General features: G+C 63.2%; 26 protein-coding genes and 1 riboswitch. Of the genes, 20 read left to right on the top strand and 6 right to left on the bottom strand.

Going from position 1 to position 26603, the window contains the following annotated elements; all coding sequences use genetic code 11:
* Window positions 1–4: 4 nt before the first annotated feature.
* Window positions 5–2080 carry an ATP-binding protein gene (locus ACPW74_RS12480; protein WP_201896635.1) on the top strand — a complete coding sequence of 692 codons (2076 nt, stop codon included), beginning with the start codon at window positions 5–7 and terminating at the stop codon, window positions 2078–2080.
* Between the two features lie 272 nt (window positions 2081–2352).
* Here ACPW74_RS12480 and ACPW74_RS12475 read toward each other — a convergent pair whose 3' ends face one another.
* From ACPW74_RS12475 to narQ, 4 genes are all read right to left on the bottom strand, one after another.
* Entirely contained in the window at window positions 2353–2928 is a 576-nt protein-coding gene (locus ACPW74_RS12475) for an LON peptidase substrate-binding domain-containing protein (RefSeq protein WP_201896634.1), read from the bottom strand.
* Between the two features lie 360 nt (window positions 2929–3288).
* On the bottom strand, window positions 3289–3654 hold the full coding sequence (locus ACPW74_RS12470) for a globin domain-containing protein (protein ID WP_113978478.1): 366 nt from the start codon (window positions 3652–3654) through the stop codon (window positions 3289–3291).
* Window positions 3655–3800: 146 nt separating this feature from the next.
* Window positions 3801–4439, bottom strand: a complete 639-nt coding sequence (gene narL / locus ACPW74_RS12465; RefSeq protein WP_039038841.1) for a two-component system response regulator NarL — start codon at window positions 4437–4439, stop codon at window positions 3801–3803.
* The gene (gene narQ / locus ACPW74_RS12460; RefSeq protein WP_041215515.1) at window positions 4439–6151 is read right to left on the bottom strand and encodes a nitrate/nitrite two-component system sensor histidine kinase NarQ; all 1713 of its coding nucleotides are present in this window, start codon (window positions 6149–6151) and stop codon (window positions 4439–4441) included. The genes narL and narQ overlap by 1 nt, the downstream gene beginning before the upstream one ends.
* A gap of 78 nt (window positions 6152–6229) precedes the next feature.
* Window positions 6230–6369: riboswitch (molybdenum cofactor riboswitch) on the top strand.
* Here narQ and moaA point away from each other — a divergent pair.
* The 16 genes from moaA to ACPW74_RS12380 all read left to right on the top strand — a co-directional run bounded on the left by moaA (window position 6357) and on the right by ACPW74_RS12380 (window position 19210).
* Window positions 6357–7352 carry a GTP 3',8-cyclase MoaA gene (moaA, locus tag ACPW74_RS12455; protein WP_010674152.1) on the top strand — a complete coding sequence of 332 codons (996 nt, stop codon included), beginning with the start codon at window positions 6357–6359 and terminating at the stop codon, window positions 7350–7352. It overlaps the preceding riboswitch by 13 nt.
* A gap of 251 nt (window positions 7353–7603) precedes the next feature.
* The gene (napF, locus tag ACPW74_RS12450) at window positions 7604–8113 is read left to right on the top strand and encodes a ferredoxin-type protein NapF (RefSeq protein ID WP_041212734.1); all 510 of its coding nucleotides are present in this window, start codon (window positions 7604–7606) and stop codon (window positions 8111–8113) included.
* Window positions 8110–8412, top strand: coding sequence for a chaperone NapD (locus tag ACPW74_RS12445; protein ID WP_010674154.1), 303 nt, complete (start codon window positions 8110–8112; stop codon window positions 8410–8412). The genes napF and ACPW74_RS12445 overlap by 4 nt, the downstream gene beginning before the upstream one ends.
* 189 nt (window positions 8413–8601) lie before the next feature.
* Window positions 8602–11091 (top strand): nitrate reductase catalytic subunit NapA, encoded by a 2490-nt coding sequence (napA, locus tag ACPW74_RS12440; RefSeq protein WP_041212735.1) that lies wholly within the window; start codon window positions 8602–8604, stop codon window positions 11089–11091.
* A 16-nt stretch (window positions 11092–11107) separates the two neighbouring features.
* Entirely contained in the window at window positions 11108–11842 is a 735-nt protein-coding gene (napG, locus tag ACPW74_RS12435) for a ferredoxin-type protein NapG (protein WP_049636342.1), read from the top strand.
* Window positions 11839–12714, top strand: a complete 876-nt coding sequence (gene napH, locus ACPW74_RS12430) for a quinol dehydrogenase ferredoxin subunit NapH (protein ID WP_049636341.1) — start codon at window positions 11839–11841, stop codon at window positions 12712–12714. The genes napG and napH overlap by 4 nt, the downstream gene beginning before the upstream one ends.
* On the top strand, window positions 12714–13169 hold the full coding sequence (locus tag ACPW74_RS12425) for a nitrate reductase cytochrome c-type subunit (protein ID WP_029314277.1): 456 nt from the start codon (window positions 12714–12716) through the stop codon (window positions 13167–13169). The genes napH and ACPW74_RS12425 overlap by 1 nt, the downstream gene beginning before the upstream one ends.
* 11 nt (window positions 13170–13180) lie before the next feature.
* Entirely contained in the window at window positions 13181–13771 is a 591-nt protein-coding gene (locus ACPW74_RS12420; protein WP_039038845.1) for a cytochrome c3 family protein, read from the top strand.
* A 193-nt stretch (window positions 13772–13964) separates the two neighbouring features.
* Complete coding sequence (gene moaB / locus ACPW74_RS12415; RefSeq protein ID WP_039038846.1) at window positions 13965–14471, top strand: molybdenum cofactor biosynthesis protein B; 507 nt, start codon at window positions 13965–13967, stop codon at window positions 14469–14471.
* A gap of 50 nt (window positions 14472–14521) precedes the next feature.
* The gene (gene moaC / locus ACPW74_RS12410) at window positions 14522–15016 is read left to right on the top strand and encodes a cyclic pyranopterin monophosphate synthase MoaC (RefSeq protein ID WP_041215510.1); all 495 of its coding nucleotides are present in this window, start codon (window positions 14522–14524) and stop codon (window positions 15014–15016) included.
* Complete coding sequence (moaD, locus tag ACPW74_RS12405; protein ID WP_041215509.1) at window positions 15013–15258, top strand: molybdopterin synthase sulfur carrier subunit; 246 nt, start codon at window positions 15013–15015, stop codon at window positions 15256–15258. Before moaC ends, moaD begins: the two co-directional genes overlap by 4 nt.
* A 2-nt stretch (window positions 15259–15260) precedes the next feature.
* Window positions 15261–15740, top strand: coding sequence for a molybdopterin synthase catalytic subunit MoaE (gene moaE / locus ACPW74_RS12400; protein WP_041215508.1), 480 nt, complete (start codon window positions 15261–15263; stop codon window positions 15738–15740).
* Window positions 15741–15794: 54 nt separating this feature from the next.
* Entirely contained in the window at window positions 15795–16517 is a 723-nt protein-coding gene (modA, locus tag ACPW74_RS12395) for a molybdate ABC transporter substrate-binding protein (RefSeq protein WP_041215507.1), read from the top strand.
* Between the two features lie 116 nt (window positions 16518–16633).
* Window positions 16634–17314, top strand: a complete 681-nt coding sequence (gene modB, locus ACPW74_RS12390) for a molybdate ABC transporter permease subunit (RefSeq protein WP_010674165.1) — start codon at window positions 16634–16636, stop codon at window positions 17312–17314.
* Window positions 17311–18366, top strand: a complete 1056-nt coding sequence (gene modC / locus ACPW74_RS12385) for a molybdenum ABC transporter ATP-binding protein (protein ID WP_049636340.1) — start codon at window positions 17311–17313, stop codon at window positions 18364–18366. The genes modB and modC overlap by 4 nt, the downstream gene beginning before the upstream one ends.
* A gap of 67 nt (window positions 18367–18433) precedes the next feature.
* Window positions 18434–19210, top strand: coding sequence for an alpha/beta fold hydrolase (locus tag ACPW74_RS12380; protein WP_049636339.1), 777 nt, complete (start codon window positions 18434–18436; stop codon window positions 19208–19210).
* A 67-nt stretch (window positions 19211–19277) separates the two neighbouring features.
* Here the strand turns inward: ACPW74_RS12380 and moeB are convergent, their stop codons facing one another.
* Both moeB and moeA read right to left on the bottom strand, forming a co-directional pair.
* Window positions 19278–20033, bottom strand: coding sequence for a molybdopterin-synthase adenylyltransferase MoeB (gene moeB, locus ACPW74_RS12375; protein WP_049636338.1), 756 nt, complete (start codon window positions 20031–20033; stop codon window positions 19278–19280).
* On the bottom strand, window positions 20030–21256 hold the full coding sequence (gene moeA / locus ACPW74_RS12370) for a molybdopterin molybdotransferase MoeA (RefSeq protein WP_049636353.1): 1227 nt from the start codon (window positions 21254–21256) through the stop codon (window positions 20030–20032). The genes moeB and moeA overlap by 4 nt, the downstream gene beginning before the upstream one ends.
* Before the next feature lie 371 nt (window positions 21257–21627).
* Between moeA and folE the strand changes: the two genes are divergently transcribed.
* The 3 genes from folE (at window position 21628) to ACPW74_RS12355 (ending at window position 26519) form a co-directional block, all read left to right on the top strand.
* On the top strand, window positions 21628–22284 hold the full coding sequence (gene folE / locus ACPW74_RS12365) for a GTP cyclohydrolase I FolE (protein WP_425858137.1): 657 nt from the start codon (window positions 21628–21630) through the stop codon (window positions 22282–22284).
* Window positions 22285–22534: 250 nt separating this feature from the next.
* Window positions 22535–24184 carry a methyl-accepting chemotaxis protein gene (locus ACPW74_RS12360; RefSeq protein ID WP_049636337.1) on the top strand — a complete coding sequence of 550 codons (1650 nt, stop codon included), beginning with the start codon at window positions 22535–22537 and terminating at the stop codon, window positions 24182–24184.
* 247 nt (window positions 24185–24431) lie between these two features.
* Window positions 24432–26519: a methyl-accepting chemotaxis protein gene (locus ACPW74_RS12355; RefSeq protein ID WP_049636336.1), complete on the top strand. Its 2088-nt coding sequence runs from the start codon at window positions 24432–24434 to the stop codon at window positions 26517–26519.
* The last annotated feature ends 84 nt before the right edge of the window (window positions 26520–26603 follow it).

The raw sequence follows: 26603 nt of genomic DNA, 5'->3' as shown, positions 1-26603 counted from the left end.
CAAGATGATAGGCAATAGCGAACTCGAAACCCTGGGTGACAAACTGCAAACCACGCTGGTGGAGCTGATGCGTTGCCGGGAGCGGGAGGCCAGATATCGGGAGGAGTCCCAAGCCCTGCTGTGCGGGGTGGCGACCCTGGCACAGGCCCAGAGTCTGGAGCAGGTACTGGAGAGTCTCATTCTTGCTCTCAAGCCCTTTATCGGATTCGAACAGGCGGACGTGGTCGCCTGGGAGGCCGTGAGGGGCAGCACCCATCTGAGCACCCAGCCGGACGAGGTGGGCCGGACCTGGTCGCTGACACCGCTCTTCTCCAGGGCCATCGAGGGGGAGACCCTGGTCATCTATGATCCCGCCCAACTGCCTGAGCTGGCGCCGCTGGCAGGGGCGCCGGGCTGGGCCAGCGTCATGATGACAGGCTTGCAGGGACCGGGGTTTTCCGGTGTGCTCATCTGCCGGCACAGCGTGGCGGGCACCTTCGATCTCAAGAGCAAGGCGGCGATGCAGCGTTGTCGCCCGCTCATCTCCCAGGCTCTGGTCAACATCGCCTATCGGGCTCGCCTGCAAGAACAGGTTGACCTCAAGACCCTGGCCCTGCAGGCCAGCGAACAGCGTTTTCGCAGTTTTGCCGCCATGGCCTCTGACTGGTTCTGGGAGACCGATCCCCAGCACAGGCTCAGCTATGTCTCTGCCCCTGGCTATCAGGGGGAAGTGCTGGCCCGCCAGACGGGGAGAAGCCTCTATGATTTTGCCCACGACAAGCAGGACCCGGCCTGGAGCCACTATCGGCACCTGATCGCCCACCATCTGCCGGTGCGGGGAATGCGGGCCCAGGTGATGCTGGCGGGCGGGCCTTGCTGGATGGAGATCAATGCGGAGCCTTGCCATGATGCCGGTGGCCGCTTCCTCGGCTATCGGGGCACGGCGCGGGAGATAGGCAGCCAGATCCGCCGCGAGCAGGAGCTGGCGCGGGCGCGGGACGATGCCGAGACGGCCAACCGTGCCAAATCCCAGTTCCTCGCCATGATGACCCACGAGATCCGCTCTCCCATGAACGCCGTGCTGGGGATGCTGGATCTGCTGCAGCACGGCCGACTCGACACTCCGCAACAGACCCTCATCGGTCATGCCACCCACTCTGCGCATCTGTTGCAGACCATCATCGACGACGTGCTCGATTTCTCGAAAATAGAGTCACATACCCTGACGCTGCACTGTGAACCCTTTCAGCCAGCCGAGCTGTGCCGTGCCCTGGTGGAGCCCTTGCAGGCACAAGTCAGTGCTAAGGGAATCACACTGCATTGGCATCTGGATGAGACGCTCCCTGAACGCCTTCAAGGGGATGCCGTCCGCCTCTCCCAGGTGATAGGCAACCTGCTTGGCAATGCCGTGAAGTTCACCTCCGTCGGCAGCGTGCGTCTGGCGTTGACCTGGGAGGAGGAAAAGCTGGGGGTCATGGTCAGCGACACGGGGATCGGCATCTCCACCGAGGATCAGGCGTTGCTGTTCGAACCCTTCTATCAGGTCGACAGTTCGGCAACCCGCCGCTTCTCCGGCTCGGGGCTCGGACTGGCCATCTGCAGGCGGCTGGTGCAGCTGATGGGGGGAGATATTTGCGTGCAGAGCACGCCTGGGCTGGGAAGCTGCTTCTGGTTCGAGCTGCCCGGGATGGCCTCTCCCTGTGCTCCGGCCGCCGCCCCCAGCAGTGAAGAGTGCGCCAGACTGGAGCTGGATGTGCTGGTGGTGGAAGACAGTCCGGTCAATCAGCTGGTGGTATCCCTGATGCTGCAGAAGCTGGTGTGCAGGGTGAGGCTGGCAGGCAATGGTCTGGAGGCCTTGGCACAGGTGGCGAAGCAGCAGCCGGACCTTGTCCTGATGGATATGCGGATGCCGCAGATGGATGGGCTGGAGGCGACCCGGCGCCTGCGGGACATGGGGTGCGAGGTGCCCATCGTCGCGTTGACGGCCAATGCCATGATGGAGGACAGGGCCCGCTGCCTTGCCCAGGGCATGAACGATTTTCTGGCCAAACCCATCAGTCTTGCCAGACTGCGAAGCTGCCTGCTCCGCCATTGCAGGTGATGTCGGCCGATTTTGGGTAAAAAAAATGGTCAACCTGGTGGTTGACCAATTCTTCAGCAAATACTGAAGAGAGCACGGGATAAATCGGGTTGTACGGTTTTATATGAAAAAGTCGTGCCAACTTTTCAAAACCTGTTATTTGCGGCCTGTAGCTGAATTGTGTGTTATTTATCGCTACCGTGATTGCAAAATGCAATTCTCATTTTTTCATTATAAGAATGCAGTGCCGAGAATTCGCGTTTTGCAAACCAACCGTTGACTCACTCTTTGACTCACTGTGCGATCAGTCGGCGCAAGAACTGGCGCGCCGCTTCACTGTTCTGTTTGGCAATCAACATCTGTTTTTCATAGATCGGCATGGGCAGGATCTCGAGCCAGCGTTGGCAGAGCCAGGCTGCATCGTCGAACTGCTTGTCCGGGTAGAGCTCATCCAGTTCCGGGTATTGTGCAAAGACCTCTCTCAATCGGCTGACCAGCTGGTTGTCGCTGACATCAGAATCCGCACTCGGCCAGTTGGGCAACGGCTCGACCTGGGCGTGCCTGAGGCCTACGCTATCCGTTTCCATCTCGTGGATGCAGAAGCGTTCAAGGCCGAGCACGGTGACCCCGAGCAAACCGTCGTTGAGGGTATAAAAATCAGTCACCTTGACGCGGGTTCCGACCGGGAGAATCCGTCCGCAGGTGCCCGTGCTGGTGGTCTCTTCCATCACGATGCCAAAGCCACGATCCTCGAGGAAGGACTCCTTGAGCATCTGCAGGTGGCGCGGCTCGAACAGGCGAAGGGGGAGCTTGCCACCGGGCAGAATGTGGGACGGCAAGGGGAACAGTGCCAGTTGTTGAAGTTTCATGTTCCATCCTCCTAATCAGTCATTGCTGAATGTGACAATGCAGTGACCGTGCCAGAGAGAGGTGGCGTGGCGAAGGGGTGAGTCATTTCCCGTGGTTATTTTTAATATCCATTTAAAATCAATCTATTGTGATTTGATGTCGCGAATGCAGGCAAGGCAGTGCGAAAGGGATTCAGGTGAGGTGTAAGGGCGCCGAACATACCCTGTGTGCAGAATGAGTCTATTTTCGCATATTGCAAATTTGATTCATGCAAAATGCCTGTTACAGACCCATTCAGCGATTGGGGGCAAAGGCCAGGGGATCAGGTGGTGAATTCTGTGTGCTGTGTCATGCCGTCCAGCATCAGTGCGGCTATCTCGTCATACATCTGACCAGGCCTGTGCCAGTGCCGGGGTAAAACCACTGCCGAGACGCCGTGCCAGCACCTGGGTCAGCGCCTGTTTGAGCAGTGCAAACTGGTGGGGTTGAACGTTGAATCGCTGGTGACGCCTGCCGAGATCGCGAATGATGAAACCCAGTGCATCCAGTTGGGAGAGGCTGGTGATGACGGTGTTCAGGGTGTCCGACACCTTGGCAACGGGCAGCTCCTGATGTGGGGGAAAGAGGGCCCTGAGTTCGGGGGACAATCTGAACAGCTCTTCATAAACCTCCTGGACATAGCTGTTGTTCAGGGCGCTCACCCTGCCCCAGGCTTTCTGGACCAGCTCTATCTGCTCAAAGGTCATGTCGATGTTTCCTTCCCGTGCGATGCCATGAAAATAATAATCCATCTACTCAATAGAGCACCGGGTTCCGCGCCATTTGGGGAAAAGAAGAGGGGGCCAGCAAGGAGGCACGGATGGTGACCCCTTGCTGGCAGGAGGCCGGGACCTCAGTTGCGCTGTTCCAGGTACATGACGGCTGCTTCGACGCGGCTTTGGGCCTCGAGCTTTTTCAGCAGGCTCTTGACGTGGACCTTGACGGTTCCCTCGGAGATATGGAGCACGGAGGCGACCTGCTTGTTGGACAACCCCTTGGCGATTTCACGCATGATCTGCATCTCGCGTCGGGTCAGGCTCTCCAGCTTCTGCTGCAGGTGGTCCAGCTCGTAGATGTTCTCGAGATAGGGACGTAGCGGCTCGCTCAGGATCTGCTTGCCGGTCATCACGTCAGCCAGCTGGGCCAGCAGCATGTCAGGCTCGGTGTCCTTGAGCAGATAGCCGTCCGCGCCTGCCTTGAGCAGGGCAACCACATCCTGGCGGGCGTCAGAGACGGTCAGGATCACCACGCGGGAAGTCACCTCTTCGGCCCGCAGCGCCTTGAGGGTATCGAGACCTGACAACCCCTTCATGTTGAGGTCGAGCAGGATAAGGTCCGGTTCGGACTCTTTGGCCATGGCCACGGCGTCGGTGCCGTTGGAGGCCTCGCCAACCACGTCGATGTTATCTTCCAACTCCAGCAGTTGCACAATTCCCTTGCGCATCAGGGGGTGGTCATCCACGACCAGAACACTGTATTTCATCTCGTCCATCAGGCGTCTCTTGTTAGGCTGGTGGGAAAGGTCAGGTGTATGCGGGTGCCCCCGGAGGGCGGTTCACTGATGGTCAACTGGCCGCGCAATTTGCTGGCGCGTTCATTCATGATGCTGAGACCGTAGTGATTCACCGCCGAGCTTGCGCCCCTTATTCCAACACCATCGTCTGCAATCTGAACCTGGATGTTACCATCAGCCAGGGTCTCACAGCTAACGTCAATGTGCCGCGCGCTGGCATGCTTGATGGCATTGAGCACTGCCTCACGGATCAGCTGCAGGATGTGGATGTGCTGCCCCGCTTCAAGGTCGGTGTCCGTCAGTCCGTACTGGAGCCTGATGTCGGCGTGCGTCTGGGGTTTGAGCTGCTCGAGCATGACCGCGATGGCTTCACCCAGGTTGGCATCGCCGATGCTGAGGCGGAAGGTGCCGAGCAGTTCGCGCAACTGGGTATAGGCATTGCTGAGTCCCTCGTCGATCTGCTCCATGGCTGCCTCGGTCTTGGCCCTGTCCCCCTTGGCGAAGGAGCGCTTGAGCAGCGTGGCCTGGATCTTCAGGTAAGAGAGGGCCTGGGCGAGGGAGTCGTGCAGTTCACGGGCGATGACGGCGCGCTCTTCCATCAGCAGCAGGCGCTGGTGCTGCAGTAGGGTCTGATCCTTGTGCAGCACCTGGGCCAGCAACATGGAGAAGTTCTTCATCAGCCGCTCGTCGATGGGGTGGTCGCTTATCATGTCGAGCCGGCCGTACTCCTCGTCATCCATCTGCAGGTAGAAGCTCACCACGGCGTCCAGATCCCCCGGCCACCCCTTGCGACCTGTGATGTAGACCGGCATCGCATTGTGCTCGAAGCGGGTGAGGCGGATGTACTCGATGTGCTGGTGGGCGGCGGCCCGCTCCAGCAGCTTTTGCAGGGTGCGGCGGCTGAGGGGCGCCGCGTGCAGTTTCTGGGCGGTGGAATAGAGGAAGGAGAGGGTGTCGTTGGCCTGTTGCAGCTTGGCCGTTTTCTCCTCCACCTTGCTCTCCAGCTCCCGGTAGAGTTTGCCAAGCTCGTCGGCCATGGTCGCGAACGCTCCCGACAGCTCTCCCAGCTCGTTCTCACAGTGGGGGGGCAGGGTGAGATCGAACTCCTGACGCTGGATCTGGCGTGCGCAATAGACCAGCTGATTGAGGGGCGCCACCACCTGCTGGCGGGTGAAGCGCACCGTGCACCAGGCGATGGTGATGATGGCGAGCAGCCCTAGCCCCTCGGCCAGGGCCAGCATGCGCACCTTGAACTCCACGTGGTACTGCATCTGGTTGACGAAGTCATCGATGGCGGCGACGAACTGTTCCGTATTATCGGTATAACGGCTGGGAGTGGCATTCTCGATGTGTTCGCGCATCACTTGCCATTGCAAGAGGACTTCACCATAGGTGCGGCGCAGGGAGGCGGGCGTGATCCAGCGCTGGGTCTCCTGCAGCTCGGGGGCATGAAGGGTCTGTTCAAACTGGGCGAGCCGGCCGAGGACGACCTGATCCTTCTCGATTTCATAGGCCATGCGGTAGGCCTGCATGCGCAGAGATCCCGACAGATTGATGGCCTTGGCATCGGGAACCGAATAGAAGAGGGTGACCATGGCCACCACGGCGATCAGGCTGGCCATGAACAGGATCAGCACCATGGAGCGACCGATGGCGCTGCTGACCGACTGCACTCTGAACCATTTTCCCATGCCGACCGGCTCCCTTTTCACCCACAAAGACCCCACAAAGTAGCATGGGAGTGTACTCCAAGTTGTGCTAGCATCGAAAAACTAGATGAACTCCGAGCGATTTTGCCTAAGTCATTGAGATAGGGGGAGATCGCCGTCAGCCGATGTTCGAGCTGAAAGGGTCAGGAAAGAAATGCCCTGGCCTCCCGTATTTGGAAAGGTGTTTATGTTGCCACTTGAAGATGGTTTTTCCCGTCGCTTTTACTATTTGCGTCTGTCGGTCACCGACGTCTGCAATTTCCGCTGTACCTACTGTCTGCCGGACGGCTATCACCCGCCGAAAGGAGATGGTGAGGGGCGCCAGTCCTTCCTCTCCCTGGAGGAGATCCGTCGCGTCGTCTCCGGGTTTGCGGCCATGGGGACGCGCAAGGTGCGTCTGACTGGAGGCGAGCCCTCCCTACGCCGCGACTTCACGGCCATCATCGAGACCGTGGCCAATACTCCCGGCATCGAGAAGGTGGCCATGACCACCAACGGGTATCGGCTCAAGGAGCGTGCCCGCGAGTGGTTCGATGCGGGGCTGACGGCCCTGAACGTCAGCGTCGACAGCCTGGATCCCCGTCAGTTCCACCAGATCACCGGCGAGAACAAGCTGGCGGAGGTGATGGCGGGGATAGACGCCGCCCTGAGTGCCGGTTTTCGGTCGGTCAAGATCAACGCCGTGCTGCTCAAGGGGCTCAATGATCATCAGCTCGAGACATTCCTCGCCTGGATCCGCGACAAACCCATCGAGCTGCGTTTCATCGAACTGATGCAGACCGGCGAGATGGACGCCCTGTTTCGCGATCACCATACCAGCGGTGAACTCATCAAGCAGCGCCTGCAAGAGAGCGGCTGGGTGCAGCAGCTGCGCGGCCTGGATGATGGCCCTGCCCAGGTGTTCACGCATCCGGACTCGAGGGGCGGGGTGGGGCTCATCATGCCCTACAGCAAGGATTTTTGCGCCGGTTGCAACCGGCTGCGGGTCTCCTCCAAGGGCAAGCTGCACCTGTGTCTCTTTGGCGACAACGGGGTGGAACTGCGGGATCTGCTCACCGATGACAGCCAGCAGGAGGCGCTGCAATGGCGTATTCGCCAGGCGCTGACCGGCAAGGCCGCCACCCATCGCCTCCATGAAGGCAATGCAGGCATGACCCCCCACCTGGCCTCCATCGGCGGCTGACAGCCGCCGTGCACCTCAAATAACCTTCGATTAATTATCAATCCTCACATAGGGGTAATTTACCTTGCCCCTGCTGTGTCTAATTACGCCAAGGGTTTGATCCAGCGCAAGAATCCCCCCTGTTTATCTCCCTGGTGGTATATCCCCTGACTTGTCAGGGCCGCAATATACACCCACGCTTATAATTGGCATTGAAAATGCCAGTCACGGGATCCGCGCGGGGGCATTCGTCCCCGAAAAGAGGAGTCGATATGACCGACGGGGTCAACTTGTCACGCAGAGGCCTGTTTCGGGGACGCCTGAGCGCCCCCAAGGCTGGGATCCAGTTGCCCTGGTCCGTCTCCTGGGACGAGTTCGTGGCCGGCTGTACCCGCTGCGGCGACTGTCTGGCGGCCTGTCCGGAGCAGATCCTGATCAAGGGAGACGGGGGCTTCCCCACGGTGGATTTTCACCGCGGCGAGTGCACCTTCTGCACCGAGTGTGTGAGCGCCTGCCAGGCGCCGGTGTTCAGGCCGACAACCCAGACACCCTGGGAGTATGTGGCCCATATCGAGGCGGGCTGTCTGGCCACTGCCCAGGTGTTCTGCCAGCGCTGTCAGGACAGCTGCGAGCAGCAGGCAATCCGCTTTTCCCCCCGGCTGGGGCGCGTACCCACCCCCGGCATCCATGCCGAGTCGTGCAACGGCTGCGGGGCCTGCGTAGCGGATTGCCCAGTGGGCAGTATCAGCATCGGTCTGTCTCGTGGCGAGGCTTCGCGATGACCCAAGAGACGAACAAGTTGGAAAACGGTGATATGACGCGAGAAGAGTTCCATGTATCCAGCCTGGTGGTGCTGACCCAGCCCGATCTGCGCCACGCCCTGGCAGAGCGGATTGCGACCCTGGACGGGGCCGAGATCCACGCCGTCAGCGAGGAGGGCAAGCTGGTGGTGACCTTGGAGGGGCCGAGCCAGCGCCCCATCATGGCGGCCATCGACACAATTCAGGGGTTGCCCGGGGTGCTCTCTGCGGCCCTGATCTACCACCAGTTCGATGAAATGGACGCCGAAGATGGGGAATAAGGCGTCATGTGGCAGAAGCGCAAGAGTCGTTCGCTGACCGCCACGGGTAATACACGGGATGCCGGGTCTGTTGTCTGCGTTCGATGAACGAAAAGCCCAGAGCAAAGGAATAAAGCGCCATGGAGCTGAGCCAGCGCGGCTCGTCACAATGGCTGTCATTGATGTGATTAAGCAATGCGAGGATATGTCATGAAGCTGAGTCGACGCGACTTTATGAAGGCCAATGCGGTGGCGGCAGCCGCTGCCGTGGCCGGTGTCAGTGCCCCCACTCTGGCGGCGAACCTGATCACCAGTACCGACAAGACCGCCATCACCTGGGACAAGGCACCGTGCCGCTTCTGCGGGACCGGCTGTTCCGTGCTGGTGGGCTCCCAGGCTGGCCGCGTCGTGGCGACCCAGGGGGATCCCGATGCACCGGTCAACCGTGGCCTGAACTGCATCAAGGGCTACTTCCTCTCCAAGATCATGTACGGGGAGGATCGCCTGACCCAGCCCATGCTGCGCATGACGAACGGCAAGTTCGACAAGAACGGCAACTTCGCCCCCATCAGTTGGGATCAGGCCTTCGACATCATGGCCGAGAAGTTCAAGGCGACCCTGAAAGAGAAGGGCCCGACCGCCGTCGGCATGTTCGGCTCCGGCCAGTGGACCGTCTGGGAAGGCTATGCCGCCGCCAAGCTGATGAAGGCAGGCCTGCGCTCCAACAACCTGGATCCCAATGCCCGTCACTGCATGGCCTCCGCGGTAGTGGGCTTCATGCGTACCTTCGGCATGGATGAACCCATGGGCTGCTACGACGACATCGAGCAGGCCGACGCCTTCGTGCTGTGGGGCTCCAACATGGCCGAGATGCACCCCATCCTCTGGTCGCGCATCTCCGATCGCCGTCTGTCCCACCAGGATGTGCAGGTGCACGTGCTCTCCACCTTCGAGCACCGCAGCTTCGAGCTGGCGGACAACGGGCTGGTGTTCACCCCCCAGACCGATCTGGCGATCCTCAACTACATCGCCAACTACATCATCCAGAACGACAAGGTGAACTGGGAGTTCGTCAACAAGCACACCCAGTTCCGCAAAGGGGTGACCGACATCGGTTACGGCCTGCGTCCCACCAACCCGCTGCAGCAAAAGGCCAAGAACCCGGACAGCGGCGACTCCACCCCCATGAGCTTCGACGACTTCGCCAAGTTCGTGGCGGATTACGATCTGGAGTCCGTCTCCAAGCTCTCCGGCGTGCCCAAGGACAAGCTCGAGAAGCTGGCCCAGATCTATGCGGATCCGGACAAGAAGGTGGTCTCTTACTGGACCATGGGGTTCAACCAGCACACCCGTGGCGTCTGGGCCAACAACCTCTGCTACAACATCCACCTGCTGACCGGCAAGATCTCCCAGCCGGGCTCCGGCCCCTTCTCCCTGACCGGCCAGCCCTCCGCCTGTGGTACCGCCCGTGAAGTGGGTACCTTCGCCCACCGTCTGCCGGCGGACATGGTGGTCACGGATCCCAAACACCGCGCCATCGCCGAGAAGATCTGGAAGCTGCCGGAAGGCACCATCCCGGAGCAGGTGGGCTACCACGCCGTGCTGCAAAACCGCATGCTCAAGGATGGCAAGCTCAACGCCTACTGGGTGATGTGCAACAACAACATGCAGGCCGGCCCGAACATGAACGAAGAGGCGCTGCCCGGTTATCGCAACCCGGCCAACTTCATCGTGGTCTCCGACCCTTATCCGACCGTGACCGCCCAGGCGGCCGACCTCATCCTGCCCACCGCCATGTGGGTGGAGAAAGAGGGGGCCTATGGCAACGCCGAACGTCGCACCCAGTTCTGGCACCAGCAGGTGAAGGCACCGGAAGGGGCCAAGTCCGACCTGTGGCAGCTGATGGAGTTCTCCAAACGCTTCACCGTGGAAGAGGTGTGGCCGGCTGAGTTGATTGCCAAGATGCCGGAAGTGAAGGGCAAGACCCTGTTCGACGTGCTCTATGCCAACGGCCAGGTGAACCAGTTCCCGAAAGAGCAGAGCAAGGGGGCCCTGAACGACGAGGCCGAGCACTTTGGTTTCTACGTCCAGAAGGGGCTGTTCGAGGAGTACGCCTCCTTCGGTCGCGGCCATGGCCACGACCTGGCGCCGTTCGATCAGTATCACGAAGCCCGTGGCCTGCGCTGGCCGGTGGTGGACGGCAAGGAGACCCTGTGGCGCTATCGCGAAGGGTTCGACCCTTACGTGAAGGCGGGGGAGGGGGTGCGCTTCTACGGCAAGCCCGATGGCAAGGCGGTGATCTTCGCGCTGCCCTATGAGCCGGCTGCCGAAGCTCCGGACAAAGAGTACGACATGTGGCTCTCCACCGGTCGCGTGCTGGAGCACTGGCACACCGGCACCATGACCCGTCGCGTGCCCGAGCTCTATCGCGCCTTCCCGGATGCGGTGCTGTTCATGCACCCGGAAGATGCCAAGGCCCGTGGCGTGCGCCGTGGTGAAGAGGTGATCGTCTCCTCCCGCCGGGGCGAGGTGAAGACCCGGGTCGAGACCCGCGGCCGCAACCGTCCGCCCAAGGGACTGGTGTTCATGCCCTTCTTCGATGCGAGCCAGCTGGTCAACAAGCTGACCCTGGACGCCACCGATCCGCTCTCCAAGGAGACGGATTACAAGAAGTGCGCCGTCAAGGTCATGAAGGCCTGAGGCGGGGGAGCGCGAGATGAGTCGTAGTCGGCGCCAGTTTCTGGCCGACATGGCCAAGGGGGTCTGCGGTGTGGGCCTGCTTGGCGTGGGGCTCGGCGGCGTGGCGCGCCAGCAGGTGCAGGCTTTGCCTGCCCAGGCGCTGCGCCCGCCGGCCGCCCTCGACGAGGCCGAGTTTCTCGGCGCCTGCGTGCGCTGCGGGCTCTGCGTCGAGGCATGCCCCTACGACACCCTCAAGCTCGCCCGGCTGTTTGAACCCGTGACCACCGGCACCCCCTACTTCAAGGCGCGCGCCGTTCCGTGCGAGATGTGTGACGACATCCCCTGCGTGGCGGCCTGCCCGAGCGGGGCGCTGGATCGGGCCATGACCGATATCGATCAGGCGCGGATGGGGGTGGCGGTGCTCATCGATCACGAGACCTGCCTCAACTACCTGGGGCTGCGCTGCGACGTTTGCTACCGGGTCTGCCCCCTCATCGACAAGGCCATTACCTTGGAGCTGCAGCACAACCCGCGCACAGGCAAGCACGCCATGTTCCTGCCCACGGTGCACAGCGATCTCTGCACCGGCTGCGGCAAGTGCGAGCACGCCTGCGTGCTGGAGGAGGCGGCCATCAAGGTGGTGCCTCGCCAGCTTGCCAAGGGGGAGCTGGGTCACCACTACCGGCTCGGCTGGGAAGAGAAGGCGAAGGCGGGCAAATCGCTCATCGGCGACAGGCTCACCCTGCCGACCCGCAAACCGGAGGGTCTATGAGTCGGTATCCAGGGGCCGAGGCTACGGCCAGGCTGGGGTGGTGGCGTGCCCACCGCTTCCTGCTGCTGCGCCGGCTTTGCCAGTTCGGGGTGCTGGGGCTGTTCCTGCTGGGGCCGCTCGCGGGCATCTGGATCCTCAAGGGCAACCTCTCCAGCTCCCTGCTGCTGGAGACGGTGCCCCTCACGGATCCCCTGACCCTGTTGCAGTCGGTGGCGGCGGGCCAGTGGCCCATCCCCACCCTGTGGCTCGGGGCCGGGCTGGTGCTCGCGGGTTACTGGCTGGTCGGGGGGCGGGTGTTCTGCTCCTGGGTCTGTCCAGTCAACCTGGTCACCGATGTCGCCGCCTGGCTCAGGGGGCGGCTCGGGCTCAAGGGCAATGGTCAGTTCAACCGCGCTACCCGCTACTGGCTGCTGGCCATGGTGCTGGTGGCGCCGGCCATCACAGGCGTGCTGGTGTGGGAGCTGGTCAATCCGGTGTCGCTCACCCTGCGGGGCCTGCTGTTTGGCATGGGGGCGGGCTGGGGCCTGCTGGCGGTGCTGTTCCTGTTCGACCTTTTTGTGGTGGAGCGGGGCTGGTGCGGCCACCTCTGTCCGGTGGGGGCCTTCTATGCCCTGGTCAACCGGGTCGGGTTCATCAAGATTGCAGCCTCGGGGCGCGAGCGGTGCAGCAACTGCATGGATTGTTATGCGGTCTGCCCGGAGCGTCCCATCCTGCGCGGCCCCGTTCACGGTGCCAGGCGTGGTCACGGGCCCTTGATTGCGGCTCAGGAGTGTACCAACTGCGGCCGTTGCATCGATGTCTGCGCGGAGCAAGTTTTTGAAATCACTGTAGGTTTTGCCGTCAAGGCAGAGAAAACGTCGGAGAACACATAATGAAGAAGCTGATTGGAGCAATGCTGGCCTGCCTGATGGCGGGTTCCTTGATGGCGGCCGTCCCCGAGATCACCAACAGCACGGGGGGCATCAAGTCGGAGCGGGGAAGCACGGATCTGGTGACGGATGCCGACGCGGCCCCCATGAAGAACTTTCGCAAGGATGGCGACCTCTACGATCGCCAGTACATGCACCAGCCCCCGCTGATCCCCCACGACACCCGCAACTATGAAGTGGACAACAAGGTCAACAAGTGCCTGGCCTGTCACAGCTTCAAGAACGCCAGTGCCATGAAGGCCCCCAAGATAAGCCCCACCCACTTCGAGACCCGTGACGGCATGACCCTGGGCGAAGTCTCTCCGCGTCGCTACTTCTGTCTGCAGTGCCACGTGCCGCAAGCGGATGCCAAGCCGCTGGTGAACAATACCTTCAAACCGGTTGAAGCGCTGAACTGAGGAACCCATAGATGAAATTACCCGGCTTTGTGAAGCGTCTGTGGACCACCTTCAAGTCACCGTCGAAGGCGGCCCTCTGGGTCATCCTGCTGATGGGCTTCTTCGGTGGCGTCATCTTCTGGGGCGGGTTCAACACCGCCATGGAAGCGTCCAACACCGAGGCCTTCTGCACCAGCTGCCACGAGATGAAGGACAACGTGTTCGTGGAGTACCGCGACACCATCCACTACGCCAACCGCTCCGGCGTGCGGGCCAGCTGCCCGGATTGCCACGTACCCCACGAATGGACCTACAAGATCATCCGCAAGGTGCAGGCCTCCAAGGAGCTGTGGGGCATGATCACCGGCAAGGTGGATACCCGCGAGAAGTTTGAATCCCACCGGCGGGAGATGGCCGAGCGGGAGTGGCAGCGGATGAAGGAGACGGATTCGCGCGAGTGCCGCAACTGCCACAACTTCGAGTACATGGACTTCTCCCTGCAAGGGCGTCGGGCCGCCCAGATGCACTCCACCAACCTGGCAAGCGGGGCCAACACCTGCATCGACTGCCACAAGGGGATTGCGCACCAACTGCCTGACATGAAAGGGGTGCCAGGCTTCTGATGGGAAGGCCGCCGGACCCCGGGATCCGGCGGCCTTCGAGATTAATGGGCAATGACGCCCCCCCAGCCAGACATCTTTTGATAGAATCCCTTCCCGGCAACGCGGCGCCCACCGGCTCCTTTCATGGCTGGCACCACGGTGCGGCGCGTTCACCTCATCCTCTCGTGGTCAATGATTGACAGGAATGGCCCCAATGGCACCCAAACACAGCGAATTCATCCCTCTCAAGATCGCCGTCCTGACGGTTTCCGACAGTCGCACCGCTGCCGATGACAGCTCGGGGGACTATCTGGTCGAGGCCCTGACCCAGACTGGCCACGTGCTGGCCGACCGGGCGCTCTGCCCCGACAACCTGTTTCGCATCCGCGCCCAGGTGAGCGACTGGATTGCCGACGAGGGAGTCCAGGTGGTGCTCATCAACGGCGGCACCGGCTTCAACGAGCAGAACCGGGTGCCCGAGGCGGTCGGCGTGCTGTTCGAGCGCACGGTGCAGGGCTTTGGCGAGATGTTCCGCCAGCTCTCGTTTGCCGAGATAAAAGGCTCCGCCATGCAGAGCCGTGCCCTGGCAGGGCTCGCCAACCGCACCCTGATCTGCTGCCTGCCCGGCTCCACCGGCGCCTGCCGTCTGGGTTGGGAACAGCTTATCCGGGATCAGCTCGACGCTCGTACCCGGCCGTGCAACTTCGTGACCCATCTGTGATCCCGGTAGTAAACCCGGATCATCCATCTTATTTTTCGATAGGTGCATAGATGAACCTGACCCATCTCAACCAGAGCGGCGAGGCCCACATGGTGGATGTCACCGACAAGCAGGTGACCGAACGCGAGGCCCGCGCCGAGGCTTTCGTGACCATGGCCCCCGAGACCCTGGCGTTGATCCTGAGCGGTCAGCACCACAAGGGGGACGTGTTCGCCACCGCCCGCATCGCCGGCATCATGGCGGCCAAGAAGACCGCCGATCTTATCCCACTCTGCCATCCGCTGGCCTTGACCAAAGTCGAGGTGGAGATAGTGCCGCTGGCCGAGCAGAATCGGGTCCATATCCGCACTCTGTGCAAGCTCTCGGGCAAGACCGGGGTGGAGATGGAGGCGCTCACCGCCGCCTCGGTGGCGGCCCTGACCATCTACGACATGTGCAAGGCGGTGCAAAAGGACATGGTGATCGAGCAGGTGCGTCTGGTGGAGAAAAAGGGCGGCAAGTCCGGTCATTTCCAACTGGGTGCGACCAAAGGAGAGCAAGCATGATCAAGGTTCTGTTTTTTGCGCAGGTGCGTGAGCTGGTCGGCTGCGACGAGCTCAGCCTGCCTTGTGACTACGTCAGTGCCGATGTCCTTCGCGCCGCCTTGAGCGAGCGAGGTGACAAGTGGGCGCTGGCGCTCGAATCCGGCAAGCTGCTGGTGGCGGTCAACCAGACCCTGGTGCCGCTGGATACCCCCCTCCATGACGGGGATGAGGTCGCCTTCTTCCCGCCGGTGACCGGAGGCTGATGATGAGCGAGGCAACCATGATCGATCGCATTCTGGTGCAGCGGGAAGACTTCTCGCTGGCGGACGAATATGCCCGCCTTGCTGCCCGGCAGGACACAGGCGCGATTGTCAGCTTTGTCGGCAAGGTGCGCGACTTCAATCAGGGGGAGCATGTGAAGGGGCTGGCCCTCGAACACTACCCCGGCATGACCGAGAAGGCGCTGGCGGACATAGTGGCCGAGGCCCGCGGGCGCTGGCCGCTGCAGGAGTGCACCCTCATTCACCGCATCGGCGAGCTGCTGCTCGGGGATCAGATTGTGCTGGTGGTGGTGAGCAGCGCCCACCGCGAGGCGGCTTTCGAGGCCTGCCACTTCATCATGGATTTCTTGAAGACCCGGGCGCCGTTCTGGAAAAAAGAGCTGACCGCCGACGGGGTGCAACGCTGGGTCGAGGCCAGGGCGAGCGATGACGCCGCCCTGGCCCGCTGGCAACAAGGGGAGTGAGCCTCGGGCTCGCGTCAATCGATCCGGCCGTGCCGGAACATAAGGAGCAACGGAATGAAGAGATGGGTATCCGTGTTGGTGCTGGGCGCCGGCGCCATGTACAGCGGTGCTGTGCTGGCTGACGAGGTCAAGGTGGCGGTGGCGGCCAACTTCAAGGGCACCATAGAGCGCATCGGCAAGGAGTTCACCGCCAAGACCGGCCACAACGTCGTCATCAGTTCGGCGGCCACCGGCGTGCTCTATACCCAGATCACCCACGGTGCACCCTTCGATCTCTTCCTCTCGGCCGACGTGGCGACCCCTCAAAAGCTGGAGTCGGAAGGCAAGGGGAGCGAACGCTTCACCTATGCCATCGGTCAGCTCGGCCTCTGGCAGAAGGGGGGGCCTGCTCCCGACGAGGCCACCTTGCGCCACTGGCAGGGGGAGCTGGCCATCGCCAACCCCAAGACAGCGCCCTATGGCGCTGCCGCCATGGCGACCCTGGCTCATCTCAAGATCGATCCCAAGCAGTATCGGGTGCTGACTGGCACCAACATCAGCCAGACCTGGCAGTTTGTCGACACCGGCAATGCGAAGCTGGGCTTCGTCGCCTGGGCCAACCTGGTGGAGGCGGGCAAGACCGGCGAAGCCTGGGCGGTACCGGCCAGCTTCTATCCCCCCATCGAGCAGCAGGCCCTGGTGCTGAAGAAAGGGGCGGCGGTGGATGCCCTGGTGGCCTGGCTCAAGGGGCCGGGACAGGCGCAGATCAAGGCGGCGGGTTACGCCCTGCCGCAGTAAGCGCCCGGCGTCTGCCGGCCAGCCCCGTGCTGGCCAGCTCCGGTGCCTGACGTGTCCCAAGGCGGCGCCCGTCATGACGGCGCCCTGTTTTTTATCGACACCCGAGAGGGGACCCTATGAGTGAAGGGGATCTGCTGGCGGTCTGGCTGACCCTGAAACTGGCGGCCAGCACCACTGCCATCCTGCTGCTGCTGTCGCCGCCGCTCGCCTGGTGGCTGTCTCGCAGCCAGCACCGGCTGCGCCCCCTGGTGGAGGCCATGGTGGCCCTGCCGCTGGTGCTGCCGCCTACCGTGCTCGGCTTCTATCTGCTGCTGGCCTTCTCCCCGGAGTACGGCCTCGGTGGCTGGTGGCGGGAGACCTTCGGGGCCCCGCTCGCCTTCAGTTTTCTCGGCCTGCTCATCGCCTCCGTCATCTATTCGCTCCCCTTCGTGGTACAGCCCCTCACCTCCGCCTTCGTCAACATGGGCAACAAGGAGCTGGAGGCTGCTGCCACCCTGGGGATGGGCCCGTTTGAGCGCTTCTTTCGCATCATCCTGCCCATGACGCTGCCCAGCTTCGTGATGGCGGCGGCGCTGGGCTTTGCCCACACCCTGGGGGAGTTCGGGGTGGTGCTGATGATCGGCGGCAACATTCCCGGGGAGACCCAGGTGCTCTCCATCGCCCTGTTTGATCACGTGGAGGCGATGGATTACCAGAATGCCCATATTCTGGCAGGCGGCCTGATGGGCTTCTCCCTGGTGATGCTGGTGCTGGTCTACGGCGTGCTGCAACGTCGGCAACGGAGGCTGTTCGGATGAGCCTCTACCTCAAGGCCAGACGTGATTTCGGCCCCTTCACCCTGGCGTGCGATCTGGCGCTGCCCCCCAGCCGCATCCTCGGCCTGTTCGGTCCTTCGGGCTGTGGCAAGAGCACCCTGCTGCGCATCATCGCCGGGCTCGACAGGGCTCCGGGCGATGCCCTGCGCTGGCAGGGGCGCGAGCTTGCAGCCCTGCACCCCGAGGCGCGGCGCATCGGGCTGGTGTTTCAGGATGCTCGTCTCTTCCCCCACCTGAGCGTGCTCGGTAACCTGCAACTGGCGGCTCGCAAGGGGAGGGGGCGCTGGCAGCCAGAGGATCTGGCTGCGCGCCTCGGTTTTGCCGAGCTGCTGGGGCAACCGGCCCACGGCCTCTCCGGCGGTCAGCGTCAGCGGGTGGCAATGGCCAGGGCCTTGCTGGCCGAGCCCGACTTGCTGCTGCTGGATGAACCCTTCTCGGCGCTGGACAGGCGCAGCCGCATCCATCAGGCCCACGTGCTCAAGGGCTTGCAGCAGGAGAGCGGCATCCCCATGATCTTCGTCAGCCACGCCATGGAGGAGGTGAGCCTGCTCTGCGATGGACTGGTGCTGCTGGCAGAGGGACGGGTGGAGGCCCAGGGCACCCCCGAGGAGATCTTCGCCCGCACCGACCTGTCGCTGGCCAGTCGCGACGACGTCGGGGTCATGCTCTCTGCGACCCTGTCCCACTACGACGAGCACGAGCAGATGGCGACCCTGCGACTCGGGGAGCAGACCCTGATGGTGACCATGGAGCATGCCCCCGATGAAGCAGGCCCCTTGCAGATCAAGGTGGCGGCGCGGGATCTGGTGATCGCCACCGAGCCCATCGTGCACTCCAGCCTCTCCAACTGCCTCGAGACCCGGCTGCTGGAGGTGCGGGAGGTGCGACCCGGGCAGACCCTGTTGCAGTTGGCTCTCGGGCAGCAGATACTGCTGGCCCGGATCACCAGCCGCTCCGCGCAGCGGCTCGCCCTGACGCCGGCCATGCGCCTCTACGCCTACATCAAGGCGGTGAGCCTGGTGGGAGAGGGGTAGACAGGGGACCGGAGTACGGATTGGCTGGCCCTGAGTGGCCGGCATGGCGTCGAGAAAGGGGGGACGGGTGCGTCGCAATCAGGTAATGAAATCCCATGGCTTGGCCCTGCGCAGTGCAGGGGAGGGGCCCTTGCTGCTCTTGCTGCACGGGCTGGGCTCTTCCAGCCTCGACTGGCAGGCGCAGATCGAGCGTTTTTCCGAGCGTTACCGGGTGGTGGCCATCGACTTGCGCGGCCACGGCCAGAGCATGCAGGAGGGGCCCTTTGACGTGCCCACCCTGGCGGCGGATGTGGCCCGCTGGCTTGACGAACAGCCCGAGCCTGCCTGGGTAGTGGGGTTGTCGCTCGGTGCCATGGTGGCGCTGGAGCTGGCGCTGCAACTGCCCCACAAGGTGCAGGGGCTGGTGCTGGTCAACGGCTTCAGCGAATTTCTGCTGGAGACGCCAAAGGAGCAGGAGCGCTATGCCATGCGCCTCAAGTGGCTGCGCTGGTTCGGCATGCGGCCGCTGGCGTGGTGGCTCGGTCGCGAGCTCTTTCCCGGCCCCGATCTCGCCCAGGTGCGCCACACCTTCCGGGGGCGCTTCGTGCGCAACAAAAAGAAGACCTACAAGGCGCTGCTGGAGGCGCTGCCCGGCTGGTCGGTGCGGGCTCGTCTCGGCACCCTCTGGCAGCCGGTGGCCATCATCTCCACCAGTCACGACTATCTGCCCCTGGCGCGGCGGGTGGAGCAGTTCGCCTCCCTGCCCAATGCCACCATCCACACCCCGGATGGTCACCACGCCTGGCCGGCGGAAGATCCCGCCGGGTTCAATCATCTGTTGCAGCGGATCCTCTCAACCCATTGAGGGGAGCAGACAGCAGAGGTAGATAAAAAAGCCGAACCCCGGGGTTCGGCTTTTTTGTGGGCGCAGCTCAGGGCTTTGAGCAGACCGGGCAGTCGGGGCGTTTGGGCAGTTTCAGCTCGCGAAAGCTGCCACCCAGACCGTCGATCATCAGCAGGCGGCCGCTGTAGCTTTTGCCCATGCCCGCCAGCAGCTTGATGGCCTCGAGCGCCTGCAAGCTGCCCACCAGCCCCACCACGGGGGCCAGTACCCCCGCCTCGACACAGGTGAGGGCCTGATCGCCAAAGAGGGCGCTGAGACAGGCGTAGCAGGGTTCATCCTCCTGCCAGGTGAAGCTGCAAAGCTGCCCTTCCAGCCGGATGGCGGCGCCGCTGACCAGGGGCACCTTGTGCTGGCGGGCACGCTGGTTGAGGAGGTTGCGGATGGCGACGTTGTCGGTGCAGTCGAGCACTAGCTGATGGCCTGGCAGCAGGGCATCGAGCAGCGCCTCGTCGGCGAGGGCGGCGTGGGTCTCCACCTCGAGCCAGGGGGTGAGGGCGCGCAGGGACGTCGCCGCGGACTCCACCTTGAGCTGGCCGATGCGCTCGTCGCTGTGCAGCACCTGGCGCTGCAAATTGGAGAGCTCCACCCGATCGAAATCCACCAGGGTGAGGTGGCCGACCCCGGCCACCGCCAGATACTGGCTGGCGGCGCAGCCCAGGCCCCCGGCGCCGATGACCAGCACGCGGGACTGCTTGAGCGCCTCCTGCCCCTCGAAGTCGAAGGATTTGAGCACGATCTGGCGGTTGTAGCGAAGGAGTTCTGCGTCGCTCAGGATCTCGCTCACAGCAGCAGCCCCGAGAAGGGCTCGACGGTGACCGTCTCACCGGCGGCCACCTTGCCGCGCTCCTGCTCGAGCACGATGTAGCAGTTGGCCCGGGACAGGGAGCTGAACACCCCGGAGTCCTGGGAGCCGGTGCTGCGTACCTCGAGGCCATTCGGGCCCACACTCAGGATGCCGCGCTGGAAGTCCAGGCGCCCCGGGCTCTTCTTGAGCGGCGCTGTCGCCAGGGCCTGGAGGGGGTGCGGGCGTGCAAACTGCTGACCGGCCAGTCTGGCCAGGGCCGGTTGCACCAGCTGATCGAAGGTGACCATGGCGGAGACCGGGTTGCCCGGCAGACCGAAGAACCAGGCGTTTGGCAACCGGCCAAAGGCGAAGGGTTTGCCCGGCTTGATGGCGAGCTTCCAGAAGCCAATTTCCCCGAGCTCTTCGAGCAGTTGCTTGGTGAAGTCCGCTTCCCCCACCGAGACTCCCCCGGTGGTGATCAGGGCATCGGCCTCGCGGTCGGCCTGCAAGAAGGCGGCGCGAAGGGCCGCCGGATCATCGGGGATGATGCCAAGGTCCAGGCACTCACAGCCCATGCGGCTCAGCATCGCCTTGACCCCGTAGCGGTTGGAGTCGTAGATGTCCCCGTGCTGGAGCGGGGTGCCCAGAGGCTTGAGCTCGTCCCCTGTGCTGAAGATGGCGACCCTGAGGGGACGGCGCACCGTGACGCTCGCGATGCCAAGGGAGGCGAGCAGCGGCAACTCCCTGGGGCTCAGGCGAAGGCCGCTTTCGAGCACCCTGTCACCCTGCGCCAGGTCCTCGCCGCGGCGACGGATGTTCTGGCCAGGCGTGGGCGCGGTCAGAAAAGTGATCCCGTTGTCGCCGGCTTGCGTTTCTTCCTGCATCACCACAGCGTCCGCACCCGGAGGCACAGGGGCCCCGGTCATGATGCGGATGCAGTGGCCAGCGGGCCACTCTCCCTCATAGGGCTGGCCTGCAAAGGCCTTGCCCGCCACGGGGAGCGGCACCCCGGCGGCGAGATCCCCCAGGCGCACGGCATAGCCGTCCATGGCGGCATTGTCGAAGGGGGGGACGAAGAGGGGGGAGCTTATCTCCTCGGCCAGGATCCGATCCAGCGCCTGGGGCAGGGGCAACTGCTCCGTCTCGCAGCAGCAGGTGAGTTGTTCCAGCATCCCTTGCAGGGCCTTGTCCAAGGGGAGGAGTGCACCGGTATCGAATCCCATCATCATGACCTCTCTGGTGTGTAGGGGGCAGATTATCCCAAAAATCCGCTCCGATGGGCAGGGCGAAGGTGCGGTAATGGGGGGGCAGATGCCCCGGTGTGATCGGATTCTGGGGCGCTATCCCGTTGAATTACCTCCTGATGGGTAACCAATGCGAGGCTTGTGCGGGATGGCAGGTGGGGAAGAGGCGGCACGGCCGTGCGCCTTGCCCCCGAATGGGCAGGCCGGTGCGGACAAAACGGGGTGGTTTGGCATAAAGTCGGGCACCGGGCTTGAGTTAGACAGAATTATGACAATAATCGCCCTGTAAGATTGCGCCGCGGCACCATGCCGCAGGCCAGCACAGTCCCTGAGCGTGGGAGAGAAACACGATGACGAGCTTAAGCCAGGAAGCCCTGTTGGTCAGGGCGGCGCTCGAGGCCGAGGGCCTTGAGACACCTCTGGTGGCCAATGAATTGAGCGGCCAGCAGAAAAAGGAAAAAATCGAAGGTCATATGCACGCCATCATGGAGACGCTGGGACTGGATCTGGCCGACGACAGTCTGGCCGAGACCCCGCACCGCATTGCCAAGATGTACGTGAACGAGATCTTCTCCGGCCTCGACTATGCCACCTTCCCCAAGGTGACGGTGATCGAGAACAAGATGAAGGTGGACGAGATGATCATGGTGCGGGACATCAGCCTCACCAGCACCTGCGAGCACCACTTCGTCACCATAGACGGCTTTGCCCACGTGGCCTACATTCCCCGCGGCAAGGTGATTGGCCTGTCGAAGATCAACCGCATCGTGCAGTTCTTCGCCCGCCGTCCCCAGGTACAGGAGCGGCTGACCCAGCAGATCCTGCTGGCGTTGCAGACCCTGCTTGGCACCAGGGACGTGGCCATCAGCATCAAGGCGACCCACTTCTGCGTGAAGGCCCGTGGCGTGATGGACTCTACCTCCTACACCACCACCACCTCCCTGGGCGGCGTCTTCAAGACCCAGCCCGACACCCGCGCCGAGTTCCTCGGTGGTCTGAAAGGGTAGTGCTCCCGGGGGCTGTCGCCGACAGGCCCCGTCTCCTTTCCCTCACTTTTTTTGAAAAATACCTAAAGTTGTGACCGTGCCGGTCGCTATGGCTCTCCGTGTTGTCGGACGGTCTGGTTGACGCCGACACCCCGGGCCCGCCCTTGTGCGCGCCGACAGGGACGAGATGTGCTGCCAAGGAGGGTAGTGAAGGCGCAGGCCAGGCCTGCGCCCAGCAATGCCACTTGTTTTCCCCCATGCAGGACATGCCATGAACACCATGACGATAGGCAAAAAACTTACCGCCGGCTTTGCCGTACTCGGCCTGATGATGGCCTTTATCGGCGGCTTCTCGCTGTTTGAATTCAGCAAGATGAACCGCGCCGCCATCGGCTTTACCGACAGTATCCTGCCCGCCGTCGTGCGGACCAGCACCCTCGGCGAGACCATCAATGCCCTGCGCCGCTACGAGCTGGATGTCTTCCTGGTGGCGGACGATGCCCAGCAGAAGGCCCGCTACCGCAACGAGAGCGAGAAGAGCCTGCAAGAGGCTGCGCGCCAGATAGTGGCCCACGATGGCACCATCTGGGCGGAGGATCGGGAGGAGCGCCGCGCCTTTGACATCGTCAAGGCGGACTGGGAGCGATATGTCGCCCTGCACCAGCGCATCCGGCAGATGCAGGACTCGGGACAGATGGCCGAAGCCCAGCACCTCTTCATGGGGGAGGGGATCACCCTCTACACCAATCTGACCAAGTCGGTGGGTGAGCTTATCCGCATCAACCACGGCTACTCCGTGGGTTCCCGTGCCGAGGTGGTGGACGCCTTTGACAGCGCCAAACTGAGCGTGACCCTGGCCCTAGTGATCGGCCTGGCCCTGGTTGTCGCCCTCTCGGTGGTGCTGACCCGCCAGATCCGCGACCCGCTCATCATGCTGGCCCGTCAGGCCCAGCGCATCGCGAGCGGCGATCTCGGCCGGGGCGAGCTGCAGGAGTGGGTCCGCGGCAACCGCTTCAACCGCGACGAGCTGGGTCAGCTGGGGTCGGCCATCGACCGGATGCAGGGGGCACTGGCAGAGCTGGTGAGCGAAATCTCCGGCTCGGTGAGCCAGCTCAGCAGCGCGGTAGAGGAGGTGAGCGCCATCTCCGAGCAGTCCGCCAAAGGCATGGCAAGCCAGCAGGGAGAGGTCTCTCAGGTCGCCACCGCCATGAACGAGATGCAGTCCACCGTCAATGAGGTGGCTCGCAACACCACGGACGCCATGGGGGCGGCCAAGCAGGCTTCCCGCACCTCCACCCAGGGCAACCAGGTGGTACGCAGCGCCATCGGCAGCATAGAGCAGGTCTCCCGTCAGATAGAGCAGGCCGGGAGCGTGGTGCAGCAACTGGAGACCGACAGCGCCAGCATCAGCATGGTGCTGGACGTGATTCGCGGCATCGCCGAGCAGACCAACCTGCTGGCCCTCAACGCGGCCATCGAAGCGGCCCGGGCCGGCGAGCAGGGCCGTGGCTTTGCGGTGGTGGCGGACGAGGTGCGCAGTCTGGCCCAGCGTACCCAGGCGTCCACCGCCGAGATCAGCAAGATGATCGAAGTGCTTCAGGAGCGCACCGCCGAGGCGGGCAGCGCCATGCAGCTGAGCCGTCAGCAGATGCAGGAGAGCGTGGAGCTGGCGCGGGAGGCGGGGAGCAGCATCGACAGCATCAATGGTGCCGTCACCCAGATCACCGACATGAACACCCTGATCGCCACCGCCACCGAGCAGCAGAACGCGGTTACCGAGGAGCTCAATCGCAGCATCGTCAAGATCCACACCGCCGCCGACGAGAATGCCCAGGGGGCGCAGCAGACCGCCCAGGCCTGTGTCGAGCTGAGCAAGCTGGCCACCTCGCTGCACCATATGACCCAGCGCTTCACCCTCTGAGTCTTGCTGCCACCCGGCACAGCGCAGAAGGCCCCGCCGATTGGCGGGGTCTTGTTGTTTGTCATCGCCCTCCCTGTGCCCGTTTCAACCGGCCCGCCTGCCCCGTCACCTACCGGATGGGGGGATGACAGGCCGGATGTTCGAATTCGCTCACAAATCGGCGATTAATTTCATGCGGGGCCGTTTACGACCTGTTTGCGAGCCCGCATAATGCCTCTGTTTTGGCTCAAGAGACCCACCATCCGCCATGTTCCGTTCCATCAAGTATCAAGTCATGTTCTTTGCGGGTTGCATCCTGCTGACCACCGTCCTCAGCGTGGTGGGTTACAGCTATGTTTCCCTGGCCAGCATGCAGGAGAAGATCCAGCAGGAGAGCCACGATGCGGCCCGCCAGCAGGCCAGGCAGTGGCTGCTGACCCTGGCGGATGGTCAGGCGAGCGAGGTGGCACGCTCCTTCGAACTGGCGCTGGATGCGGCCGAAACCCTGGCGGCACTGCTGGCGGGCAATGTCGATCAGTCCGAGCCTCTCGATCGGGACGAGGTCACGGCCCTGCTCAAGGACATAGGGGATCGCAACCCGGATTTCCTCAGCATCTACAGTGGCTGGGAGGCGGACCGTTTCGACGGTCAGGATGCGCTCCATACCGATGATGGCCGGCATAGCCAGGCATCGGGCAACTTCGCCCCCTACTGGAGCCGCGGCCCGGCCGGTTTTGACCTCAAACCCCTGGGGGATTTCTACAGCAAGACGCCGAGCGCGACCGGGATCCGGGCCTCCGAGTGGTATCTCTGCCCGCAGGAGAGCAAGGCAAGCTGCGCCGTCGACCCCTCCGTCTACCAGGTCAACGGTCAGCCCACCCTGCTCACCTCCTTCGTGGTGCCTGTGCTGAACGGGGATCAATACCTCGGTATGGTGGGCATCGACTACTCCCTCAACTACCTGCAACGGCTGGCCGCTGACATCAGCAGACGGGTATTCGACGGGCAGGGCAGGGTGCGCATCATCAGCCCCATGGGCATCATCGCCGCCGACTCCCGCGATGGCGACGGGGTAGGGCAGCGCTTGCAGGATCCATCCTTGCTGGCCCAGTTGCAACGTGGCGAGAGGGGCAGCGACGAGCACGCCGATGGCTTGAGGGTCTTCGCACCCATCAGCCTCAACAAGGTCACACAGGCCTGGGGGATCGCCATCGAGGTACCGGGCAGCGCCCTCTATGCCGAGTACGAGCGGATGGCGCAGGCCCGTGCCGAGGCCTTTGGCAAGGGGGTCTGGACCCAGCTGATGGTGGGCATCCTGGTGGCGGGTATCGGTCTGGTCGGGCTCGCTTTCGCGGCAGGGTCCATCTCCCGGCCGGTGCAGGAGACGGCTCGCATGGTGGCGCGTCTCTCCAGCGCCGGAGGGGATCTGACTCAGCGGCTGACCCAGCACCGGCGCGATGAAACCGGGGTGCTGGCGGAGGGGATAAACCAGTTCGTCGCGACCGTGCAGGGCATAGTGACCGACACCGCCACCAGCGTGCACGAGTTGCAGCAGGCGGCGGTGAACTCGGCCAGGCAGGCCCAGCAGGGGCTGGCGAACAGCCATCACCAGCTGGAGCAGGTCGAGCTGGTGGCCACGGCCATCCATGAAATGTCATCGACCGCAGACTCCGTCTCCAGCAGCGCCCAGATCACGGCCCAGGCGGTGGATGAGACCCGTCATGCGGTGCACAAGGGTCAGCAGGTGGTGAGCGCCTCTGCCAACGGCATCCGCCAGTTGAGTGCCCAGGTCAGCGAGGTGTCGGACAGGATCACCGCCTTGCAGCAGCAGGGGGTGCAGATTGGCAGCATCCTGGATGTGATCCGGACCATCTCTGAGCAGACCAACCTGCTGGCGCTGAACGCAGCCATCGAGGCGGCACGGGCCGGTGAACATGGTCGCGGTTTCGCCGTGGTGGCCGACGAGGTGCGTACCCTTGCCTCCAAGACCCGGGCCTCGACCCAGGAGATCCAACAGATGATAGACAGGCTGCGGGATACCACGCGCGCCGCGGTCGACACCATGACAGAGGGGCGCCAGTTGAGCAGCCTGGCGCTGCGTGATGCCGAGCAGGCGGTAAGCGAGCTGGCGACCATAGTGCAGGCCGCCGACCGTATCCAGGACATGGCGACCCAGATTGCGAGCGCCGCCGAGCAGCAATCCAAGGTGAGCGAGGAGATTAACCAGAACGTCAGCAACATCCACGAGCTGGCGAGCGCCTCCACCCGGGTGGCCCGGGAGCAGGATGCCCAGAGCCGGCAGATGCACGGGTTGACCGAGACGGTCATGAGCAAGCTGGGGCGCTTCCACTACTGATGGCGTTCTGATACGCACAACAAGGCCCCGCCAATCGGCGGGGCCTTGTTGTTTCTGGCTGGACCTGGGCGCCGTCAGCTCAGG

The sequence above is a fragment of the Aeromonas sp. INTO2 genome (genome assembly GCF_049860605.1).
Classification (GTDB): Bacteria; Pseudomonadota; Gammaproteobacteria; order Enterobacterales; family Aeromonadaceae; genus Aeromonas; species Aeromonas caviae.
This window is presented reverse-complemented; position numbering and strand designations above follow the sequence as displayed.

Bases quoted from the DNA above. Each gene is read 5' to 3' on its own strand.
- ACPW74_RS12480 (WP_201896635.1), top strand. From the start codon at position 5: ATGATAGGCAATAGCGAACTCGAAACCCTGGGTGACAAACTGCAAACC.
- ACPW74_RS12475 (WP_201896634.1), bottom strand. From the start codon at position 2,928: ATGAAACTTCAACAACTGGCACTGTTCCCCTTGCCGTCCCACATTCTG.
- ACPW74_RS12470 (WP_113978478.1), bottom strand. From the start codon at position 3,654: ATGACCTTTGAGCAGATAGAGCTGGTCCAGAAAGCCTGGGGCAGGGTG.
- narL (WP_039038841.1), bottom strand. From the start codon at position 4,439: ATGGACGAGATGAAATACAGTGTTCTGGTCGTGGATGACCACCCCCTG.
- narQ (WP_041215515.1), bottom strand. From the start codon at position 6,151: ATGGGAAAATGGTTCAGAGTGCAGTCGGTCAGCAGCGCCATCGGTCGC.
- moaA (WP_010674152.1), top strand. From the start codon at position 6,357: ATGTTGCCACTTGAAGATGGTTTTTCCCGTCGCTTTTACTATTTGCGT.
- napF (WP_041212734.1), top strand. From the start codon at position 7,604: ATGACCGACGGGGTCAACTTGTCACGCAGAGGCCTGTTTCGGGGACGC.
- ACPW74_RS12445 (WP_010674154.1), top strand. From the start codon at position 8,110: ATGACCCAAGAGACGAACAAGTTGGAAAACGGTGATATGACGCGAGAA.
- napA (WP_041212735.1), top strand. From the start codon at position 8,602: ATGAAGCTGAGTCGACGCGACTTTATGAAGGCCAATGCGGTGGCGGCA.
- napG (WP_049636342.1), top strand. From the start codon at position 11,108: ATGAGTCGTAGTCGGCGCCAGTTTCTGGCCGACATGGCCAAGGGGGTC.
- napH (WP_049636341.1), top strand. From the start codon at position 11,839: ATGAGTCGGTATCCAGGGGCCGAGGCTACGGCCAGGCTGGGGTGGTGG.
- ACPW74_RS12425 (WP_029314277.1), top strand. From the start codon at position 12,714: ATGAAGAAGCTGATTGGAGCAATGCTGGCCTGCCTGATGGCGGGTTCC.
- ACPW74_RS12420 (WP_039038845.1), top strand. From the start codon at position 13,181: ATGAAATTACCCGGCTTTGTGAAGCGTCTGTGGACCACCTTCAAGTCA.
- moaB (WP_039038846.1), top strand. From the start codon at position 13,965: ATGGCACCCAAACACAGCGAATTCATCCCTCTCAAGATCGCCGTCCTG.
- moaC (WP_041215510.1), top strand. From the start codon at position 14,522: ATGAACCTGACCCATCTCAACCAGAGCGGCGAGGCCCACATGGTGGAT.
- moaD (WP_041215509.1), top strand. From the start codon at position 15,013: ATGATCAAGGTTCTGTTTTTTGCGCAGGTGCGTGAGCTGGTCGGCTGC.
- moaE (WP_041215508.1), top strand. From the start codon at position 15,261: ATGAGCGAGGCAACCATGATCGATCGCATTCTGGTGCAGCGGGAAGAC.
- modA (WP_041215507.1), top strand. From the start codon at position 15,795: ATGAAGAGATGGGTATCCGTGTTGGTGCTGGGCGCCGGCGCCATGTAC.
- modB (WP_010674165.1), top strand. From the start codon at position 16,634: ATGAGTGAAGGGGATCTGCTGGCGGTCTGGCTGACCCTGAAACTGGCG.
- modC (WP_049636340.1), top strand. From the start codon at position 17,311: ATGAGCCTCTACCTCAAGGCCAGACGTGATTTCGGCCCCTTCACCCTG.
- moeA (WP_049636353.1), bottom strand. From the start codon at position 21,256: ATGGGATTCGATACCGGTGCACTCCTCCCCTTGGACAAGGCCCTGCAA.
- folE (WP_425858137.1), top strand. From the start codon at position 21,628: ATGACGAGCTTAAGCCAGGAAGCCCTGTTGGTCAGGGCGGCGCTCGAG.
- ACPW74_RS12360 (WP_049636337.1), top strand. From the start codon at position 22,535: ATGAACACCATGACGATAGGCAAAAAACTTACCGCCGGCTTTGCCGTA.
- ACPW74_RS12355 (WP_049636336.1), top strand. From the start codon at position 24,432: ATGTTCCGTTCCATCAAGTATCAAGTCATGTTCTTTGCGGGTTGCATC.